Source organism: Vulcanimicrobium alpinum (assembly GCF_027923555.1).
GTDB classification, from domain to species: domain Bacteria; phylum Vulcanimicrobiota; class Vulcanimicrobiia; order Vulcanimicrobiales; family Vulcanimicrobiaceae; genus Vulcanimicrobium; species Vulcanimicrobium alpinum.
The window spans coordinates 1,155,979-1,174,776 of record NZ_AP025523.1 but is presented as its reverse complement, the minus strand read 5'-3'; the positions used below and the strand labels follow the sequence as shown (position 1 = coordinate 1,174,776).

Below are 18,798 nucleotides of genomic sequence, written 5' to 3'. Positions count from 1 at the left end.
ATGCAGTTCCCGATCGTTTCGCGCGTCCACGGAGGCCGGCAGCGATGAACCCCCGTCCCTACGAGGCGCTCGACGCGCGCCTCGTCCTCGAGGCGCAGGTGCGAAGCCTGCGCATCGACGTCGACGCCGCCCGCACCGGGGTCGCGCCCGAGGCGGCGGCATCGCCGGCGCCGGCCGCCGTCGCCGCCCCGCCGGAAGCCGCCGCTGCGGCGCCGCCGTACGTGCCGCCGCGGAAGCGCTCGCTGGAGAATCTGGTTGCGGGCCGCGGCCTGCAGATCGCGGGCGTCCTGCTGGTGCTGCTCGGCACGGCGTTCTTCCTCGAGCTGGCGTTCACCAAAGGCTGGATCGCGCCGCCGGTGCGCATCGTGCTGGGACTTCTTGCCGGCGCCGCGCTGATGACGGCGGGCGCGCGCGGCCTGCGCGGCGCGTATCGCTTCGCAAACGAAGGGCTCGTCGCGCTGGGCGCCGGGATCGTGTACCTCTCGCTGTGGGCGTCGGTCGCGGTGTTTCCGGAACTCCACGTCGGGCGCGGTGCGGCATTCGCCGCGATGCTCGCGGTGACGGCGGCGATCTGCGCGCTCGCGGCATCGCATCGCTCCGAGCGGCTCGCGGTGCTCTCGCTGATCGGCGGCGCGCTCACGCCGGCGCTGCTCGCCGGCGGTCCTTCCGACCGCGTCGTGCTCGGGAGCTATCTGCTCGTGCTCACCGCGGGGCTGCTGACGATCGCGGTCCGCAACGGCTTCTTCACCATCGCGCCGCTCGCGCTCGCCGCCGATCTGTGCTACACGCCCGCGTTCCTCCCGGTGAGCGGCCCGCGCGAACAGCTCGCCGGGCTCGCGCTCGCGCTCGCGTTTACGCTCACCTTCGCGATCGCCTATACCATGGGTGCGCTGCGGACGGCGGCGCGTCTCCCGGCGTACGCCGCGCTGATCGCGATCGACGCGATCGCGTTCGCCGGCGCGCTCGCGGCGATCTTCGATCGCGAGCGATTTGCGCTCGGGATCGCGCTGCTCGCGTTCGCAGCAGCACTGATCGCGGTCGCACGGCTGCGCATGCTGCCGCGCGCGCTCGCGGTAACGTACGGCTATCTCGGACTCGCCGCCGCCACCGCGGCGCTCCCCGCGCTGCTGAAAGCGTTCTCGCTTGACGACGCGTTCGTCCTCGAAGCCGCGCTGCTCGTCGCGCTCGGAACGCGCGGCGGCGACCGGCGCATCACCTGGGCGGGCCTGACGCTGTTCGCGCTGACGGCGCTGTGGCTGATCGGCTCGGCGCTGACCGACGCGCCGTCGACGACGCTCCTCAATCCGCTGATCACCGCCTTCGTGCTGTGGATCGCGGGCGCGCTCGCCGCGCGCGCCATCGTGCTGGAGGCCGCGCCCGCGCCGCCGTGGCTCGACGCGGCCGCGGTCGCCTTCAACGTGACGGCGCTCGCGGGATGCTCGCGCCTCGTGCTCGATCTCCTCGGCGGCGCGAATTGGAACGTCGCGGTGCCGAGCCACGCGCAGTTCGCGCTCTCGGTGCTGTGGACGTGCTACGCTACCGCGCTGTTCGGGCTTGGTCTGCGCAGCGGGAACGCGACGGCGCGCTGGCAGGGCCTGGCGCTGTTCGCGCTCACGATCCTCAAAGTGTTCGCGGTCGATCTCGCCTCGGTCGATGCGGCTTACCGGGTCGGATCGTTCGTCGTGCTCGGCGGCGTCCTGGTCGCCGTGTCGGCCTGGTACACCCGCGCGACGGCGCGCCGCAGCGCCGACGGTGACGCGTGAGCGCTGCCGTCGACGCGGGGACGGCGTGGACGGCGTGGACCGCCGTGACGCCGGTCGTCATCGCGCCTGCCGCGGTCACGCGCTACGTGCGCGTCGCGCTTCCGCAGGCGATCGCGCCCGATGCCGACGGCGGTTATCCGTCGCTGCGCGTCGTCGACGCGCAGGGTGGTGAGGTTCCGTTCGCACTCGATCCCGAGCGTGCGCCCTCAGCGCCGCGCGTCCTGGGCGCGGTCGACCGCGGCTTCGTCCCGGGGCGCTTCACCCAGGCGGTGTTCGACCTCGGCGACGGCACGGCGCCGGTCGATACGATCGCGCTCGCGATCGACGACGCGCGGCGGCCGACGTACTTCACGACCGTCGCGATCGACGCGAGCGACGACCGCCGGCACTGGCGGATCGTGCGCAACGACGCGTTCGTCTATCGCGTCGCCCAGGACGGCGGCCGCGGCAACCGCAGCATCGCATTTTCTCCGACGCGCTCGCGGTGGCTGCGCGTGCGGATTCTCGACGGCCATGCGGCGTTCCCGATTGAAGGCGCGACCGTCGACCGCACCGAACGCGACGCCGCCGCGCCGCGCGCCGTCGCCGCCGACACGCACGTGCACGAAGATGCAGCGGCGCACCGCACGATCGTCACGATCGACCCCGGCGGCGCGGTCCGCCCTGCGGCGGTCGCGTTCAGCGGTGCGCGCGGCACGTTCGCGCGCGCCGCGCACGTCGAAGCAGGCGATGACGGCGCGACCTGGTCGCGGGCCGGCGACGGGACGATCGCGCGCTATGCCGACGGCAGCGCGCAGCTCTCGTTCCCGTTTTCCGAGCGCACCGCGCGGCGCTGGCGCGTCGTCGTCGACAACGGCGACGACGCTCCGCTGGCGAGCGTGCACGCCGTTCTGCTGCGCCGCGGACGCGCCGTCGTCTTCACCGCGGTACCCGGCGTCGCGTACCGGCTCCTCTCCGGGAACGACGCGGCGGCGGCGCCGGCCTACGATCTCGCCGCGGAGCTCGCGCACGAACCGTGGCGCGCCGCCGCCGCCGGCACCGCGGCGACGGTCCCGAACGGCAGTTTCCGTGACGCGCGGCCGATCACCGAACGCGCGCCCTGGCTCGTCACCGCGGCGCTGGTCGCCGTCGCCGCCGTTCTCGGCGCGCTCGCACTGCAAACGGTGCGAGCAACGCGTCCGTCGTAGAGCGGGCGCCATGCGCGACTCCGTCACGGCGCCCGGGTGAGCGAGCGCTTCGACCGGCTTTGGATCGGGGCGGACCTCGCCACGATGGTGCCGGGTGAAGCCCTGATTCGCGACGGCGCGATCGCAACGCGCGGCGAGACGATCGCCTGGGTCGGGGCGCGCGCCGCGCTCCCCGGCGACGCGAGCGCGCTCGCGGCCGAGGTGATCGAAGTCAGCGGACGATGGATCACGCCCGGGCTCGTCGATCCGCACACGCACGTCGTCTTCGGCGGCGACCGGCTCGCCGATTTCGTCCGCCGCATCGGCGGCGAAACGTACGCCGCCGCTGCCTCGGGCGGGAGCGGGATCGCCTACACGGTCGCGATGACGCGCGGCGCCGACGACGCGACGCTGCTGCGCGATGCGACGCGCCGCGTCCACGCGATGATCGTCGCCGGCACGACGACGCTCGAGGTGAAATCCGGCTACGGTCTCGACGTCGAGACCGAGCTGCGCATGCTGCGCGTCGCGCGCCGGCTCGGTGCGCTCGGCGCGACGGTGCGCACGACCTATCTCGGCGCGCACGTCGTTCCGGCGGAGTTCGCCGATCGCCGCGACGCCTATCTCGATCTTGTCTGCGACGAGATGCTGCCGCGGATCGCCCGCGAACGGCTCGCCGACGCGGTCGACGTCTTCTGCGACACACTCGCGTTCTCGCCGCGCGAGACGGCGCGCGTCCTGGGCGCGGCGCAGCGCTGCGGGCTGCCGGTGAAGGTGCACGCCGACCAGATCGCCGATACCGGCGCCGCCGCGCTCGCCGCCGCGCACGGCGCGCTCTCCGCCGATCACCTCGAACACACCGATGAGGCCGGCGTCGCGGCGCTGGCCGCGTCGGGCACCGTCGCGGTTCTGCTCCCCGGTGCGTTTCATTATCTGCGCGAGACGGTGAAGCCGCCGGTCGCGTCGCTCCGCGCGCACGGCGTTCCGATCGCGCTCGCGACCGACTGCAATCCCGGCACCTCGCCGGTCCTGACGCTTCCGACGGCGATGCATCTGGGCTGCGTGCTCTTCGGCCTCTCGCCGCAGGAAGCGCTCGCGGCGACGACGCGCAACGCCGCGCACGCGCTCGGTCTGGCCGACCGCGGCGAGCTCCGCGTCGGCGCGCGCGCCGACCTCGCGTTCTGGAACGTCGCCGCCCCCGACGAGCTGAGCTACTGGCTCGGCGCGAACCTCTGCACCGCCGTGATCGCCGCAGGCGAAGACATCACGCCGCAACCCTCCGTCGCCTAACCCCCGTCACCCTGACGTGGTTGGGAAGAGGTGTGCGACGAGGGGCGTGAAACGGCCGGCGCGGACGAGCGTCGCGACGCGTTCGATCTCGGGCGACAGGTAGCGGTCGCCGCCCGGATCGCCGCCGGGCGCGATCTCGCGCAGCACCGCTTCGAGCGCGTCGGACGTTCGCAGCGGACGGCGGAACGTGATCCCGCGCGCCGCCGCCAGCAGTTCCACTGCGACGATGTGCGCGCCGTTGCGCAGCATCTCGTCGAGCCGGCGCGCCGCGTGGGTCGCCATGCTGACGTGATCTTCCTGACCTGCGGACGTCGGGATGCTGTCGACGCTCGCCGGATGCGCGAGCAGCTTGTTCTCCGACGCGAGCGCCGCGGCCGTCACCTGCGCGATCATGTAGCCCGACTCCAAGCCGGGATCGGTTGCCAGAAACGACGGCAGTTGACTGAACGTGGGATCGACGAGCAGCGCCGTGCGCCGTTCGCTCAAGTTGCCGATCTCGGCGATCGCCAGCGCGAGCGCGTCGGCGGCGAAGGCGACCGGTTCGGCGTGAAAGTTGCCGCCCGAGATCACCTCGCCTTCGTCGGGGAACACCAGCGGGTTGTCGGAGACGGCGTTGGCCTCGTCGACGAGGATCGCCGCGCTCTCGCGGAGCGTCCGCAGACACGCGCCCAGCACTTGCGGGATGCAGCGCAGCGAGTACGGATCTTGGACGCGGCCGCAGTCGCGATGCGACTCGTTGATCTCCGTCCCGGCGACGAGTTGGCGCATCGCGGCGGCGACATCGGTCTGCGCGGCGTGACCGCGCACCGCGTGGATGCGCGGATCGAACGGTGTGACGCTCCCGAGCGCCGCTTCGATCGTGAGCGCGCCGGCGACCAGCGACGCCGCGAGCAGATCCTCGGCGCCCATCAGCCCGTGGAGCGCGAGCGCCGTCGAGACCTGCGTCCCGTTGAGCAGCGCGAGCCCTTCTTTCGCCTGCAGTTCGACCGGCGCGATCCCGGCCGCGGCGAACGCCTCGCGCGCCGCGACCCGCCGTCCGTCGACGATCGCGTCACCGATCCCGATCAGCGCCGCCGCGAGGTGGGCGAGCGGCGCGAGATCGCCCGATGCGCCGACCGACCCCTGTCCCGGGATCGCGGGCAGCACGTCGCGCTCGACGCACGCGAGCAGCGTCTCGATCACGCTCCAGCGGATCCCGGAGTGCCCGCGTGCGAGCGAGTTCACCTTGAGCGCGACGATCAGCCGGACGATCTCGCGCGTGAGCAGCGGTCCGACGCCGCAGGCGTGCGAGACGACGAGGTTGCGCTGCAGTTCGGCGAGGCGTTCGCGCGGAACGCGCGTGTGCGCGAGCTTGCCGAAGCCGGTGTTGACGCCGTACACGCTCGCGTCGCGCTCGGCGATCGCGGCGACGACCGCGGCGGCGCGATCGACCCCGGCGCGCGCGGACGGGTCGAGCGCGAGCGCCGCGCCGGCGCGCAGGACGGCGCGCATCTCGCCCGCGCGCAGCGTCCCCGGCACGATCGTCACCAGCGGACGCAAGAGCGACGGCGCGCTCACGCGTCGTGCATCGGCAGGTGCAGACCGTGCGCGCGCGCGGCCGCGAGCGCGTCCTCGTAGCCGGCGTCGGCGTGGCGCGCGACGCCGCTCGCGGGATCGTTCCAGAGCACGCGCGCGATCCGTCTCGCCGCCGCCTCGGTGCCGTCGGCGACGATCACCACGCCGGCGTGCTGCGAGTATCCCATTCCGACGCCGCCGCCGTGATGGATCGAGACCCACGTCGCTCCGCCGGCGACGTTGAGCATCGCGTTGAGCAGCGGCCAGTCGCTGACGGCGTCGGAGCCGTCGCGCATCGCTTCGGTTTCGCGGTTTGGCGACGCCACGCTCCCGCTGTCGAGATGATCGCGGCCGATGACGATCGGCGCCTGCACCTCCCCGCGCGCGACCATCTCGTTGAACGCCGCGCCGACGCGGTCGCGGTCGCCCAAACCGATCCAGCAGATGCGCGCCGGCAGACCCTGAAACGCGATCCGTTCGTGCGCCATGTCGAGCCAGCGATGCAGGTGCGCGTCGTGCGGGAGCAGTTCTTTCACCTTCGCGTCCGTCTTCGCGATGTCGGCGGGATCGCCGGAGAGCGCGACCCAGCGGAACGGCCCCACGCCGCGGCAGAACAGCGGCCGCACGTACGCGGGGACGAAGCCGGGAAACTCGAACGCGTCGCGCACGCCGGCGTCGAACGCCATCTGGCGCAGGTTGTTGCCGTAATCGAAGGTCGGGACGCCGGCGCGGTGAAACGCGAGCATCGCTTCGACGTGCGACGCCATCGAGCGTTTCGCGGCGTCGGCGACCGCAGCGGGATCGCGCGCACGCAGATCCGCCCAGCGCGCGAGCGTCCAGCCGGCGGGAAGATATCCGTTCACCGGATCGTGCGCCGAGGTCTGGTCGGTCACGGCGTCGGGCTTCACGCCGCGGCGCACGAGTTCGGGGAGGATCTCCGCCGCGTTGCCGACGACGGCGACCGAGAGCGCGCGCTTGGCGCGCGTCGCTTCGGCGATCATCGCGAGCGCCGCGTCCAGCGACTCGGCGCAGGCATCCAGATACCGCGTGCGCAGCCGCTTCTCCACGCGATCCGGGTCGCACTCGATCGCGAGCATCGATGCGCCCGCCATCGTCGCCGCGAGCGGCTGCGCGCCGCCCATTCCGCCCAGGCCGGCGGTGAGAATCCAGCGCCCGCCCAGATCGCCGCCGTAGTGCCGCCGGCCCATCTCGACGAACGTCTCGTACGTTCCCTGCACGATCCCTTGCGAGCCGATGTAGATCCACGAGCCGGCCGTCATTTGGCCGTACATCATCAGCCCTTTGCGATCGAGTTCGTGGAAATGCTCCCACGTCGCCCAATGCGGGACGAGGTTGGAGTTCGCCAGCAGAACGCGCGGCGCGTCCGGATGCGAGCGGAAAACGCCGACCGGCTTCCCGGACTGGATCGCGAGCGTCTCGTCGTCGCGGAGCCGTACGAGTTCGGCGACGATCCGGTCGAACGACGGCCAGTCGCGCGCCGCTTTCCCGATCCCGCCGTAGACCACCAGATCGTCGGGGCGTTCAGCGACCTCCGGATCGAGGTTGTTCATCAGCATCCGCAGCGCCGCTTCGGTCTGCCAGCTTCGGGCCCGGAGCAGCGGCCCGCGCGGAGCGCGGATCGTGCGCGCGAGATCGTGGATCATCCCCGGCTACTCCCGGCCGCGGGCCGTCGGCCCCTTCACGGACGGCTCGCCGGCGGCAGTACCCCCGCCGGTCGCGTGGAAGTTCCCGGCATGCAGCTCTATGCGATCGACGATCTCGTCGCCGCGCTCGGGGAACTCGGACCGGTGCTGCAGCCGGTTCGCGTCGCGAACGCCCTGCGCGGCGTGCGCATCGACGAGCGGACGCTGAGGCCGTATCTCACCTGGGCGCCCACGCGCTACACGCGCAACCTGGTCATCCGTAGCGACGCCTTCGAACTCATCGCGATCTGCTGGGACGGCGGCGCGCGCTCACCGATTCACGATCACGCCGATTCCGAATGCGCGTTCGTGCTGCAGCGCGGCTCGATCACGTGCGAGAACTACCGTGCCGCCCTGCGCGACCGCGACGCCGGATACGACCTTCAGCGCACCAGCGCGCGCGCGCTCGCCGAAGGCGAGATCGACATGCGCAGCGGGCATCTCTCGATCCATCGCGTCGGCGCCTACGACGGCCGGGCCGTCACCCTGCACGTCTACGCCAAGCCGATCGACGCGTGCCGCGCGTTCGAGGAAGACGGCTCGTTCCGCATCGTCGCCTCGCACTACGACTCGCTGCCGGCTGCGCGTTAAGCGCCGCCGGTTTCGCAGAAGCGGCGCAGCACCGAGCGCGTGATCGCCTTCACGCGCGCGTCCCAGGCGAGCGCACGCGCCCAGTCGACGGTCCCGGCGTTGAACACGTGCCCGCGTCCGCGCGGGAACGCGACCATCGCGGCGTGGCCGCCGGGCTCGATCGCGCCGCTGCCGTCCGCGACGTTCCAGCCGGAGAACGGCGCGCGGCCGAGCACGCGCAGGCCCGGCGGGGCGTGCGCGTCGTCGACGCCGTCGCACGCGTACCCGATCAGATACGCGCCCGCGCCGACCAGATCGCCGTCGCGCACGTGCGCGTCGCGCAGCAGCCAGTGTGACGCGTCCTCGATTCGGTAGCCGGCCGGCGGCCGCGTGCCGCGCCACTTCACGCCGCCGCTGCGCGCCGTCGCGCCGGTCAGCGTGTCTTCGCGCTCGTCGTCTGCCCACGCGCCGTCGGCGGTGAGCGTCGCGGTCGCCTCGTCGTACTGCACGCGGCTGCGGCACGTCCCCGCGCCGCAGAACGCGACGTGCCCGCCGTCGTCGATCCAGCCCTCGACGCGCGCGCGTTGCTCGCGCGTCCAGTACGCGTCGTGGCCGAAGGTGCACAGGACGGCGTAGCGATCGAGCGCGGCGGTTCCGCGATGCAGGTCGAGATCGGTGCAGACGTCGACGGCGATCCCCTCGCGCGCGAACCACGCGAGCGCGTAGAGGTCCCAGTGCGCGAAGGTCTGGCGCGGCGTCGTGCGATCGTAGACGTCGGCGACCGTTTCGTCGTGGACGTGTCCGCCCGTCCCGCCGCCCGGACGATGCAGCGTGACCGCGGCGGCGCCGCCTGCGAGCGAGGCCCCGTCGGCGTCGCGGCGGGTGAGGTCGAGGTGCGCGGTGTTGTACGCGTGATAGGTGAACAGCGGCAGATTCACCAGGACCCGCGCCGACGGGCGCGTGCGCACGACGAAGAGCGCGGTCCCCCAGCGCGCGTCGGGCGTGTCGTCGCGCGGCGCGCCGCGCCCCGTCGTCCCGCCATCTTCGGAGAAGCGGGCGATGTATGCGCCGCCGCGAAGATCGTCGGGCAACGGGATCTCGATCCGCGGCCAGGCCCAATCGGCGCCGACGGCTCCCGGGACGGCGTCCGCTCCTTCGAAGGGGCCGGCGTCGAGAATGCGCTCGCACCCGTCGCTCCACCGTTCGATCTGCACCCGGAACCGCGGCGCATCGGTCGCGACGTGCAGAACGAGCGTCCCGCCCGCGTCGACCGTCGGGTCAGCAGGATACGCGCGCAGCACCTACGCGCTGCGATCCGTCGCGAAGTCGATCACAACGGTGGAGTCCACCACAGCAACGCAACGATGTCAAGCAACGCGGCCGCTCCGCGCCCCTCAGCTTCGTGAGCGAAGTGCGGAGCCTCACACTCGCGCACTCGCGTGCCGTTCCCGCGGCGCGCGGGCGGACGGGCGCGGTCGCTAGGCAGCAAGCGGTACGAAGGCGGCATTGAGCGCGTCGAGGACCTCGGAGGGCAGGATCGAGACGACGAGATGCCGCGGCAGAAACCAGGTCACGCCGGCGATCGCACGCTGGAACGCGTCGTCGTCGGCGAAGTCGTCCCGCGCGATCCGGAACACGAGCTGTTCGCGCGGTTCCTGATCCGGCGATGCGAGCGTCAGCACGCCGGGATGCGCGATTCCGAGGTTGCGCGTGAAGTACTGGTGCAGCAGCGGCCGGACGTAAGACGGGAGCAACGCGTCGTCGGGCGCGAGGATCTCCATCCGCTGCGTCTGCTTGAGCACCGCGCGGAACGTCGGCGATTCCGTCGCGACGACGCCGACGCGCGGGAACTCGTACGAACCCAGCGCGCGCCGCGTCACGAGATCGCCGTACGTGAACACCCATGCCGCGCTCTCGCCCTCGGGCGCGATCGCGATCCCGAAACCGCGCTCCGTCGCGAGTTCGAGCAGATCGGTGACGAGGATGGTACCGGGTTCGCCGGCGCCGGGGACGTCGAGCGCGTAATACGGGAAACCGTCGGGGCCGGTGAAGATGCGCGGATCGCGTTCGCGCAGCGGCGTGATGTCGATCAAGTCGTAGAACCGGTGACGCCACTTCGCGCCGCGCTCCTCTTCGGGCGTCGCGAGATGGGCACGGATCGCGCCTTCGCCGCTCATCCGGAGACCGCGTTGCGTCCGGCGGCCTTGGCGAGATAGCACGCCGCATCCTCTGCTGCGAGCGCCGCTTCCGCGCTGCGGGTTTCGGCGTCGATCGCCGCCACCCCGATCGAAACGCCGACCGCCAGCGCCTGCCCTTCGTGTTCGATGCGGTACGCCTCGACCGCTTCGCGCGTCTTCTCGACGACGCGCAGCGCGTCTTCGACGCGGCAGTTGGGGAGCAGCAGCGCGAACTCGTCGCCGCCGATGCGCGCGAGAACATCCCCGTTGCGAACGATCCGGCCCATCATCCGCCCCACCTCGCGCAGCAGCCGGTCGCCGACGGCGTGACCGAAGCGATCGTTGACGACTTTGAACCGGTCGAGGTCGAGGAACGCGATCGAATGGTGCTCGCCGCGTTCGCGCGCGCCGGCGACGGCCTCCTCCAGGCGCTCGACGATCGCGCGGCGGTTGGGAAGGCCGGTCAGCGGATCGTGCGCGGCCTCGAACGAGAGCCGCATCGCGATCCGGTTCTCGTGCGTGACGTCGCGCATCACGATGACGGTCCCACCGTCCTCGGCGTCGATCGGCGAGGCGACGTAGGCGACGTCGATCATCCCCGCGGCAGCACGCAGATGCCCCGCGCCGCGGCGCGGTGCCCGCGCGTTCGCCGGAGCGGCGAGTTCGATCGCCGACCCGTCGGCGTCGACCAGTTCGATCGCGTCGGCGACGTGCATGCCGTAGAGCTCTTCGAGCTTTACGCCGAGCAGACGTTCCGCGGCTTCGTTGACGTATTCGATCCGTCCGTCGGCGAGGATCGTCGTCACCGCGTCGGTGATCGCGGCGAGCGTCGTCTGCAGTTTCTGCCGCTCGGCAGCGAGGGCGTCGACGATCGTCTTGCGCGACGTGACGTCGCGATACGCCACGACGTGGTGCAGCGCGTCGGCACCGTGCTCGACGGGCGTCGAGACGAGTTCGACCCAATGCGGCGCGCGATCGCGTCCGTACAGCACCGTCGACGCGCGGGCGACCCGCCGCGCGGCGATCTGCTCGCGCAGCGACGCCATCGCTTCGCGATCGGTCAGTGGCCCCAACAGGATCTCCGCATCGTCGCCGATCAATTCCGCACCGTACCCAAAGAGCCGCGAGAACTCCGCGTTGACGTAGGTGAAGCGCGTCGCCTCGTCGGGCGTGCGCGGCGTCAGCAGGATCGCGGTCGCGTCGCCGAGACCCTCGACGCTCTCCGCGAGGATGTTGAGCGAGTCGCTGATCTCGGGCGTTCCGGCCGGATCGCAGAGCGCGCCGATCTCCGGGAGCAGCGGGGCGATCTCGCCGGCGTCGACGTCCGCCGCCGGCGCGACGAGCACCATCACCCCCGCGCTGCCGTCCGCCAGCCGCAGCGGCAGGGTGTGCGCCAAGCGGCCGCCGCGCGGGCCGCGATGCGCGGCGCGCAGCAGCGCGGACGCGACGCTGCCGTCGCAGCCCCAGGCCGCGACCGGGACGTCGTCGCCGGCGCGCGCGAGGAGTGCCGCCGTCGCGCCCGCCGCGCGCGCCGCGACCCGCAGCAGCGCGGTGATCGCCTCCATTGGCTTACGCTACCCCGCCGCGCACCCGAACTCTTCCGATACAACCGACCGGCCCGGCGCCGCGCGCGGTTCGGCAATCTCTTCGCCGCATCGCGATCACCTCGTCTCTCTAGACTCGGGCGGATGTGCATCCGTCCCGCGGTCGACGCCGCACCCGCCGAGGCTGCCGCGATCGACTCCGTCCTCGACCGCTTCGGAACCGGCGCCCTTCGGCTCGCCGCGCGTGCGGGGACGGCGATCGTCCACCTGCGCGCGGCGCAGACTTACCGCGAGCGCTCGCCGCTGCTGCGCAGGCTCGCGGCGAGCCTCGACGAGTGGCCGGTCCCGCCGGCAGGCCTGTTCGTCGTCGACGAGCGCACGATCTACCTGCGCTCGATCTCAGCGATGACGGTCGCGCACGAGTTCGCGCACGCGCTCGACTGCGCGCTCGGCGGCGGGTTGTACTTGAGCGGCGTCGACCCGCGCGTGCGGCGCGCGTTCGCGGCCGCCGAGCGGTTCGTGACGCCCTACGCCGCCTCGGGGCTCGACGAGTACTTCGCCGAGGCGATGCGGGCGTGGGTCGAAGTCAACGACGCGAGTTCGGCGTGGCCGCGGGCGACACGCGCCCGGCTGCGAGCGATCGATCCCGCGATGGCCGCGATCGTCGAGTCGCTGTTCGTCACCGAGCTCGCCGCGTAGGTTACGCCTCGGGAGGCGTCTCGGAGGCCTCCTCCTCGAGCGAGACGATCGCTTTGAGCAAGCCGTTCACGCCCGGCACCGATGTCCGGCGGTCGTTCTGCCGCCGATCGGCAGCGACTTCGCCGCTGGACGTGCGGCGCGGACCGCGGCGGCGGTTGTATTCCTGCTCTGCGGGCTGCTCGTTCGGCTGGACGGTCTCGGGCTCGCTCATCGTGGTGGGAAGCTCTTTCTCGGAACGGTACTGCAAGCGTGCTCCCTATACGCCTTCCCTCGTCAAGCCACCCGGTTCCCCCCTGGACGACACCCCGGCGTAGGTGTCGGCCGCACGACGCGGTTCGCTGGAGATCGCCCACACCAGCGCGACGAGCAGGAAGTTCGTCACCAGCGAGCTGCCGCCGTACGAGACGAACGGCAGCGTGATCCCGGTGAGCGGGAAGAGGTGGAGCACCCCGCCGACGATGATGACGATCTGAAACCCGAACACCGCGGCGAGTCCCGTCGCGAGGAGCTTCGCGTACAGATCGGGCTGGCGGCCCGCGACGCGCAGCGCGCGCAGCACCAGCGCCAGGTACACCGCCAGCAGAACGATCGAGCCGAGCGCGCCCCACTCCTCGCCGTACGCCGCGTACGCGTAATCGGTCGCGACGCTCGGGATGTAGTCGGGACGTCCCTGGCCGTAGCCGGTGCCGAACAGCCCGCCGTTCGCGAGCGAGAACAGCGACTGCACGGCCTGATAGCCGGCGCCGAGCGGATCGTGAAACGGATCGCGCCACACCGCGATGCGCCGCTCGACGTAGGCGTAATGCGTCGCCGCCCAAAACGCCGCGACGCCGAAGACCGCGGTCGCGCCGACGATCAGATCGACGCGCCGCGTCGCGACGTAGAGCATCGCGATGAACGTCGCCAGCAGCAACGTCGCCATCCCCAGATCGCGCTCGAAGACGAGGATCCCCATCGAGACGCCCCAGCCCAGGAACAGCGGGCCGAGATACTTCGCGTTCGCGCGCAGCGACCACGGCCGCGTATGCGCGATCACGTCGGCGGTCTCGGCGAGATACGACGCCATGAACAGGACGACGAGCAGTTTGATCACTTCGACTGGCTCGAACTGCACCGAACCCAGGCGGATCCACAACCGCGCGCCGTTGACTTCCTGACCGAACAGCGCGAGCGCGGCGAACAGCAGAATCGCGGCCAGGATCCAGATGTACTTGTATGCCGCGAGCACGCGAAAGCGGTCGAACGCCGGTCCGGCGGCGACGGCGAGCACCAGCGAAAACGCCAGCCACACGATCTGTTTTTGCGCGAGCGCGGGGTCGAGCCGCGCGACCACCGCCACGCCGATCGACGAGAGCACGATCGCCAGCGCCGGCAGCGTGTCGTCGCGCGTGACCGACGAGGGCCGGATCGCCGGCCACGCCAGCGCCAGCAGGCCCAATGCGACCGGAAGCCACGCCGGGACCAGCGCGTGCGGCGGCGCGAGCCGCAGCGTGACGGCCGCGATCGCCAGCGCGACGATCATCGGCCCGCACGCCCGCAGCCGGGCGAGCGCGCCGCTCGCGCTCACGCGGCGGCGAACAATGCGTGCAGCATGAAGATCGCGACGATCGTCGCCGCGATCATCGCCGCGAGCGCGATCGCGGCTTCTCGCACCTGCGGACGGCGCGCGTTCGCGTCGGGCGCCGATTCGTGAAAGGCGCGCCCGACGATCACCGTGCCGGCGCCGTCACCGCGGATCCCCGCGATCGCGAGCAGCCGCGCCGTGACGTCTTCCGACGACGCGGAGGCGCGCAGCGCATCGGCGATCTCGTCGTCGGCGAGCAGTTCGTGCAGCGCGCCGCTCGAGAGGACGAGCGCATCCCCGTGCATCAGCCGGACGTGCGCGAGCGACGGTTCGAGCGTCGGCTGCGTCCCCAGCGTGCGGGTGATCAGGCGCAGCGTCCCCTCGCCGAGCGCATCGTCGACGGTGAGCGTCGCGAGCGTCCCCTCGCGGCCCAGGTAGGCGCGCGTCCCGCCGACGTGCGCGACGAAGGCGTGATCGCCGACGATCAGCGCGGCGGTGAGCGACGTCCCCGACGCAACGTAGTCTTCAGTACTGCCGGAGTGGGCGTAGACGCGCGCGTTTGCGGTCGCAAACGCCGCCGAGAGCGCGGCGCGCGGGTCGCGGCGTTCGCTGCGCACGCGGCGTTTGAGGCTGTCGCGCACGGCTTGCGCGGCGACTGCCGGCGCGGGCCGCTCGCGAATCCGTCCGAACCCGTGCGCGACGGCGAGCAGGACGACGCCCGGCGCGACGATCTCGGCAACGTAGGCTTCGTCGTCACCGCGCTGCGGCGCGCCCGGACGTGAACCGACCGCTATCTCCATGCACCGACTCCTCGGAACACCAACGCTGCCGTTCCCACGGTCACCTCATCGTCGACCTCGAGCCGCCGCGGCGCCGTCACCGGTCTCCCGTCGACGAGCGTCCCGTTGCGGCTCCCGAGATCGTCCACATACACTCCGTCATCGCGCATCTCGATCCTTGCGTGGAGCCGGCTGACTTGCGGATCGTCGAGCCGCAGATCGGCGCTCGGTGCCCGCCCTACCAGGATACGCCTGCCGAAGCGGGATGTCTTGATCGTTCCCGCATGAAACACGGTCAACTCGATCCGCGTCGGAATCGACGCCTCGATCGCACGCGCCGGCGGCGGACCGCGCCGGTCGCGCATCACGACGACGTAGGCGAGATACGCGCACGACAGCCCGAGCGTCACCAGGCGCGGATCGGTCATCCCGCGTCCACCACCCGCAGCAGCGTCTCGCCGATCGTCACCACGCTGCCGCGGTCGAGCCGCGCGCGGCGCACCTGCGCGCCGTCGACGAAGACGCCGTTGGACGAATCGTCATCGACGATGCTCCAGCCGCTCGCGTCGGCGGCGACGTGCGCGTGCCGCCGCGAGACGCGCGCGTCGCGCAGCACGACGTCGTTGTCGCCGGAGCGTCCGATCGACAAGCCGTCGAAAAGGGCGATCTGCGTGCCGTCGGCGCGTTCGAACGCGAGCGTCTGCATCCGCTCGTCGACCACCGCTTCGATCGCGAGCGAACCGGCGACGATGTCGGGGTCTTCGTCGAGCACCACGCGCGCCGTCGTGCGGTCGGGGACCGCTTCGCGCAGCATCGCACTCCAACGGCCCTCGAGAAAGTCGCGATCGGGGCCGAGCCGCGCGTAGTCGGTCGGGTGGACGCGCACGAGGTACGTGTCGCTGGCATTCGCCTGCGCCGTCGCGATCAGCCGGCGTCCGATCTGCGCCGGATCGAGCGCGCTCGGAAAGACCCGGGCGAACGCGTCTTCGACGACGCGCGCGCACGCGGACTCGATCCGGGCGAAGACGTTCACGGGATCGCGCGCGAGAGCACGGCGATGAAAAAGCCGTCGCGCCCGTCGATCCCGGGCGGGACGAGCACGTCGCCGGCGGCCGTCGACGCGGGCGCGTAGCGCGCCGGGAGCGCGGCGCGCGCGAACGCCGCGTGCGCGGCGAGAAACTGTGCGATCACGTCTTCTCCTTCTCGCCGGTCCGTCGAACAGACCGCGTAGACGAGCCGCCCGCCGGGCTTCACGCTGCGCGCCGCCGTCGCGATGAGCCGGGCCTGCAGCAGCGCCATACGGACGGGATCGTCGGGGGTTTTGCGCCAGCGCGCCTCGGGCTGGCGGCCGAGGATCCCGAGGCCCGAACACGGCGCGTCGAGGAGCACGGCGTCGGCGTCTGCCTCGGCCTGCATCGCGGTCGCGTCGGCGGTGACGACCGCGACGGAGACGGCGCCGGCGGCGGCGAGGCGCTTCGCGAGTTCGGCGGTCTTGCGCGCGTCGCTGTCGACGGCGAGGACGGTCCCCGCGTCGCCCGTGCGGCTGACGATCTGCAGGGTCTTGTTCCCGCGCCCGCAGCACAGTTCGACGACCCGCTCGCCCGGCTGCGGATCGAGCAGATCGACCGGAAGCGCGGCGGCTTCGGCGTGCAGGTGCCAGCGGTGCTGCGCGAGGTGCTCGATGTCGGCCGCCGACGCATCGGGCGCGAGGACGAGCACGTCGCGGGCGAGCGGGCTCGGCGCAGCGACGACCCCTGCGCCGGCGAGCGCGTTCTGCGCCTCGCCGCGATCGGCGTTGCGCAGATCGACGGCGAGCGCGACGGCGGGCGGCGCATTGACGCCCGCCAGGATCGCCGGCAGGCGTTCCTCGCCGAAGCGCTCGCGCCAATGCGCGACGACCCAGGTCGGGAGCGAGGCGGCGGTCGCGAGATCGGCGTCGCGCGGCGGCGCGTCGGCGACGCGGCGCAGCACGGCGTTGACCAGTCCCGCGGTCCCTTTATGCCCGTATTTGCGGGCCAGGCCGACGCTCTCGGAGACGGCGGCGTACGCCTCGACGCCGTGCATCGCGCGCAGTTGATACGTCCCCAAGCGCAAGATCTCGGCGATCGGCTGCGGGAGCGTTTTCGCGCGTTCGCCGACGAACGGCTCGAGTTCGAAATCGAGATAGCGGCGCATCTTGATCGCGCCGTATGCGAGCTCGGTCGCGAAGGCGCGATCGCGTGCGTCGAGCGTCGCCTTGCGCAGACGGTAGTCGAGCGCTTCGCGTGCGCCGCGCGGATGCGGCCCGAAGACGTCGCGGCAGACCTGCAGCGCGACTTCGCGCGCCGTGATCGCCGGCGCGCTCACCGCGCGCGCGCCGCCGCGCTGCGCTGCGACTGGACGATGAACTGCGCGAAACGCGCCGCATCGAGCGGACCCTTCCCGGCGGGCGTGACGCTGTCGAAGACGATCCGCGCGTCGCCCGCATCGAGCACCGCGCGCGCATTCGTGCCTGGGGCCGTCTCAACGACGATGCGCCGGCCGTCCGCGAGGTCGAGCGCCGCCTCCGGGACCGCGCCTTCGACGCGCGGCTCGACGTGGACGCGCGCGACTTTGAGCGGCTCGCCGGCCGCGTCGCGCGTGCGCGCCGACGGTTCGGGCGAAAGCGATCGCACGAGATCGACGATCCGTTGCGGCGGCGCCGACCAATCGATCAGGAGATCGTCTTTGCCGAGCGGACGCGTCAGCGTCGCGTCGATCTCCGCGCCGGGGATCCCCAAGGCTCCCTGCGGCGTACGCTCCAGCGTGCCGCGCTCCCAGCGCTCGATCGCATCGAGCACGAGCGCCGCGCCGCGCAGGGCGAGCCGGTCGTGCAGTTCGCCGTACGTCTCCGCCGCGGCGACGGTGGTGCGTTCCTGCAGCAGGATGTCGCCGGTGTCCATCCCCGCATCCATCGCGATGATCGTCACGCCCGTCTCCGCGCGTCCGTCGCGCAGCGCCGACTGCAGCGGCGTCGCGCCGCGGTAGAGCGGCAGCAGCGACGGATGCACGTTGAACGCGATCGGGACCGTGTCGAGCAGCGCTTGCGGGACGATCTTGCCGTACGATGCGACGACGAACGCGCCGGCGCCGAGCGACCGCGCTTCGTCGACGAACGGCCGCAGACGTTCGGGGGTGAAGACACGCAGTCCGCGCACGCCGGCGGCACGCTTGGCGGGCGTTGCGACGAGCCGGTGGCCGCGTCCGGCGGGGCGATCCGGCTGCGTGACGACGCCGACGACGTCGTGACGTTCCGCAACCGCGTCGAGGATCGGGACCGCGAACGCGCTGGTCCCGAAGACGAGGAGCTTCAGCGAGCGCCGGCGGCGACCGCTTCGGCCTCCGCCACTTCTTCTTCGGTGACGGCCGGACGGATGTTCTTCGCCGTATCGATGTAGAGGACGCCGTTGAGATGGTCCATCTCGTGCTGCAGGCAGCGGCCGAAGAGACCCTCGCCTTCCAGCGCGATCTTCTTGCCGTGGCGGTCGAGGCCGGTGCACACCACCCGCGAAAAGCGCGTCACCTCGCCGACCATACCCGGAACCGAGAGGCAGCCTTCGGTCGCCTCAATCTCCCCCTCGCTCACCGTGAACTTCGGGTTGATCACCACCAGCGGGCCGTGGGCGGGTTCGTCGTCCTGCAGGTCGACGGTGAAGATCCGCTTCGAGATCCCGATCTGCGGCGCGGCGAGCCCGATCCCCGGCGCATCGTACATCGTCTCGAACATGTCGTCGAGAAGCTGCTGGAACATCGGGTCGGCGATCTCGGCCGGGTCGACCTTCTTGGCGACCTTGCGCAGCGTCGGATGCCCCTCGGTGATGATCTCGCGGATATAGGCCATGGCGGTTCCTCTAGTATAACCCGTCCGGAACGCTCCGGCTTCATCCCGGACGCTCTCCGAATCCTGGGGCGAGGAGGGATCCGGCAAGCCGGGCGGCGACCCTTCGACAAGCTCAGGGTGACTCCGTCAC

Annotated in this window: 18 protein-coding genes; 5 read left to right on the top strand and 13 right to left on the bottom strand. The window is 71.9% G+C overall.

Features of this window, described 5'->3' with window-relative positions; genetic code table 11:
• Positions 1 to 44: 44 nt before the first annotated feature.
• Genes WPS_RS05820 through hutI form a run of 3 tightly spaced genes read left to right on the top strand, consistent with a single transcriptional unit; the run spans position 45 to position 4,219 of the window.
• A complete protein-coding gene (locus WPS_RS05820; protein WP_317996907.1) occupies positions 45 to 1,763 on the top strand; it encodes a DUF2339 domain-containing protein in 1,719 nt (572 codons plus the stop codon).
• Positions 1,760 to 2,950: a DUF3999 family protein gene (locus WPS_RS05815; protein WP_317996906.1), complete on the top strand. Its 1,191-nt coding sequence runs from the start codon at positions 1,760 to 1,762 to the stop codon at positions 2,948 to 2,950. Before WPS_RS05820 ends, WPS_RS05815 begins: the two co-directional genes overlap by 4 nt.
• Positions 2,951 to 2,986: 36 nt before the next feature.
• On the top strand, positions 2,987 to 4,219 hold the full coding sequence (gene hutI, locus WPS_RS05810; RefSeq protein WP_317996905.1) for an imidazolonepropionase: 1,233 nt from the start codon (positions 2,987 to 2,989) through the stop codon (positions 4,217 to 4,219).
• Positions 4,220 to 4,225: 6 nt separating this feature from the next.
• On the opposite strand, the gene hutH is transcribed toward hutI, so the two are convergent.
• Complete coding sequence (gene hutH / locus WPS_RS05805; RefSeq protein ID WP_405054935.1) at positions 4,226 to 5,749, bottom strand: histidine ammonia-lyase; 1,524 nt, start codon at positions 5,747 to 5,749, stop codon at positions 4,226 to 4,228.
• A gap of 23 nt (positions 5,750 to 5,772) precedes the next feature.
• On the bottom strand, positions 5,773 to 7,437 hold the full coding sequence (gene hutU, locus WPS_RS05800; RefSeq protein WP_317996903.1) for a urocanate hydratase: 1,665 nt from the start codon (positions 7,435 to 7,437) through the stop codon (positions 5,773 to 5,775).
• A 90-nt stretch (positions 7,438 to 7,527) separates the two neighbouring features.
• Here hutU and WPS_RS05795 point away from each other — a divergent pair, with 90 nt between their 5' ends.
• Positions 7,528 to 8,067: a cysteine dioxygenase gene (locus WPS_RS05795; RefSeq protein WP_317996902.1), complete on the top strand. Its 540-nt coding sequence runs from the start codon at positions 7,528 to 7,530 to the stop codon at positions 8,065 to 8,067.
• Here the strand turns inward: WPS_RS05795 and WPS_RS05790 are convergent.
• The 3 genes from WPS_RS05790 to WPS_RS05780 all read right to left on the bottom strand — a co-directional run bounded on the left by WPS_RS05790 (position 8,064) and on the right by WPS_RS05780 (position 11,788).
• Complete coding sequence (locus WPS_RS05790; protein WP_317996901.1) at positions 8,064 to 9,347, bottom strand: N,N-dimethylformamidase beta subunit family domain-containing protein; 1,284 nt, start codon at positions 9,345 to 9,347, stop codon at positions 8,064 to 8,066. The two genes, WPS_RS05795 and WPS_RS05790, sit on opposite strands and share 4 nt — an antisense overlap.
• Before the next feature lie 177 nt (positions 9,348 to 9,524).
• Positions 9,525 to 10,223: a hypothetical protein gene (locus tag WPS_RS05785; RefSeq protein ID WP_317996900.1), complete on the bottom strand. Its 699-nt coding sequence runs from the start codon at positions 10,221 to 10,223 to the stop codon at positions 9,525 to 9,527.
• A complete protein-coding gene (locus WPS_RS05780) occupies positions 10,220 to 11,788 on the bottom strand; it encodes a diguanylate cyclase (protein WP_317996899.1) in 1,569 nt (522 codons plus the stop codon). Before WPS_RS05780 ends, WPS_RS05785 begins: the two co-directional genes overlap by 4 nt.
• 123 nt (positions 11,789 to 11,911) lie before the next feature.
• Between WPS_RS05780 and WPS_RS05775 the strand changes: the two genes are divergently transcribed.
• On the top strand, positions 11,912 to 12,466 hold the full coding sequence (locus WPS_RS05775; protein WP_317996898.1) for a hypothetical protein: 555 nt from the start codon (positions 11,912 to 11,914) through the stop codon (positions 12,464 to 12,466).
• Between the two features lies 1 nt (position 12,467).
• Here WPS_RS05775 and WPS_RS05770 read toward each other — a convergent pair whose 3' ends face one another.
• From WPS_RS05770 to def, 8 genes are read right to left on the bottom strand one after another with little or no spacing between them, the layout of a single operon-like run.
• Entirely contained in the window at positions 12,468 to 12,713 is a 246-nt protein-coding gene (locus tag WPS_RS05770; protein WP_317996897.1) for a hypothetical protein, read from the bottom strand.
• A 9-nt stretch (positions 12,714 to 12,722) separates the two neighbouring features.
• On the bottom strand, positions 12,723 to 14,033 hold the full coding sequence (locus WPS_RS05765; RefSeq protein WP_317996896.1) for an FtsW/RodA/SpoVE family cell cycle protein: 1,311 nt from the start codon (positions 14,031 to 14,033) through the stop codon (positions 12,723 to 12,725).
• Positions 14,030 to 14,830 carry a PP2C family protein-serine/threonine phosphatase gene (locus tag WPS_RS05760; RefSeq protein ID WP_317996895.1) on the bottom strand — a complete coding sequence of 267 codons (801 nt, stop codon included), beginning with the start codon at positions 14,828 to 14,830 and terminating at the stop codon, positions 14,030 to 14,032. Before WPS_RS05760 ends, WPS_RS05765 begins: the two co-directional genes overlap by 4 nt.
• Positions 14,821 to 15,237, bottom strand: coding sequence for an FHA domain-containing protein (locus WPS_RS05755; RefSeq protein ID WP_317996894.1), 417 nt, complete (start codon positions 15,235 to 15,237; stop codon positions 14,821 to 14,823). Before WPS_RS05755 ends, WPS_RS05760 begins: the two co-directional genes overlap by 10 nt.
• Positions 15,234 to 15,842 (bottom strand): FhaA domain-containing protein, encoded by a 609-nt coding sequence (locus WPS_RS05750; protein WP_317996893.1) that lies wholly within the window; start codon positions 15,840 to 15,842, stop codon positions 15,234 to 15,236. The genes WPS_RS05755 and WPS_RS05750 overlap by 4 nt, the downstream gene beginning before the upstream one ends.
• Positions 15,839 to 17,155 (bottom strand): transcription antitermination factor NusB, encoded by a 1,317-nt coding sequence (locus tag WPS_RS05745; protein WP_317996892.1) that lies wholly within the window; start codon positions 17,153 to 17,155, stop codon positions 15,839 to 15,841. Before WPS_RS05745 ends, WPS_RS05750 begins: the two co-directional genes overlap by 4 nt.
• Complete coding sequence (locus tag WPS_RS05740) at positions 17,152 to 18,141, bottom strand: methionyl-tRNA formyltransferase (protein WP_317997502.1); 990 nt, start codon at positions 18,139 to 18,141, stop codon at positions 17,152 to 17,154. Before WPS_RS05740 ends, WPS_RS05745 begins: the two co-directional genes overlap by 4 nt.
• A complete protein-coding gene (gene def / locus WPS_RS05735; protein ID WP_317996891.1) occupies positions 18,138 to 18,755 on the bottom strand; it encodes a peptide deformylase in 618 nt (205 codons plus the stop codon). Before def ends, WPS_RS05740 begins: the two co-directional genes overlap by 4 nt.
• Positions 18,756 to 18,798 lie beyond the last annotated feature (43 nt).

Bases quoted from the DNA above. Each gene is read 5' to 3' on its own strand.
- WPS_RS05820 (WP_317996907.1), top strand. From the start codon at position 45: ATGAACCCCCGTCCCTACGAGGCGCTCGACGCGCGCCTCGTCCTCGAG.
- hutU (WP_317996903.1), bottom strand. From the start codon at position 7,437: ATGATCCACGATCTCGCGCGCACGATCCGCGCTCCGCGCGGGCCGCTG.
- WPS_RS05795 (WP_317996902.1), top strand. From the start codon at position 7,528: ATGCAGCTCTATGCGATCGACGATCTCGTCGCCGCGCTCGGGGAACTC.
- WPS_RS05785 (WP_317996900.1), bottom strand. From the start codon at position 10,223: ATGAGCGGCGAAGGCGCGATCCGTGCCCATCTCGCGACGCCCGAAGAG.
- WPS_RS05780 (WP_317996899.1), bottom strand. From the start codon at position 11,788: ATGGAGGCGATCACCGCGCTGCTGCGGGTCGCGGCGCGCGCGGCGGGC.
- WPS_RS05775 (WP_317996898.1), top strand. From the start codon at position 11,912: ATGTGCATCCGTCCCGCGGTCGACGCCGCACCCGCCGAGGCTGCCGCG.
- WPS_RS05760 (WP_317996895.1), bottom strand. From the start codon at position 14,830: ATGGAGATAGCGGTCGGTTCACGTCCGGGCGCGCCGCAGCGCGGTGAC.
- WPS_RS05755 (WP_317996894.1), bottom strand. From the start codon at position 15,237: ATGACCGATCCGCGCCTGGTGACGCTCGGGCTGTCGTGCGCGTATCTC.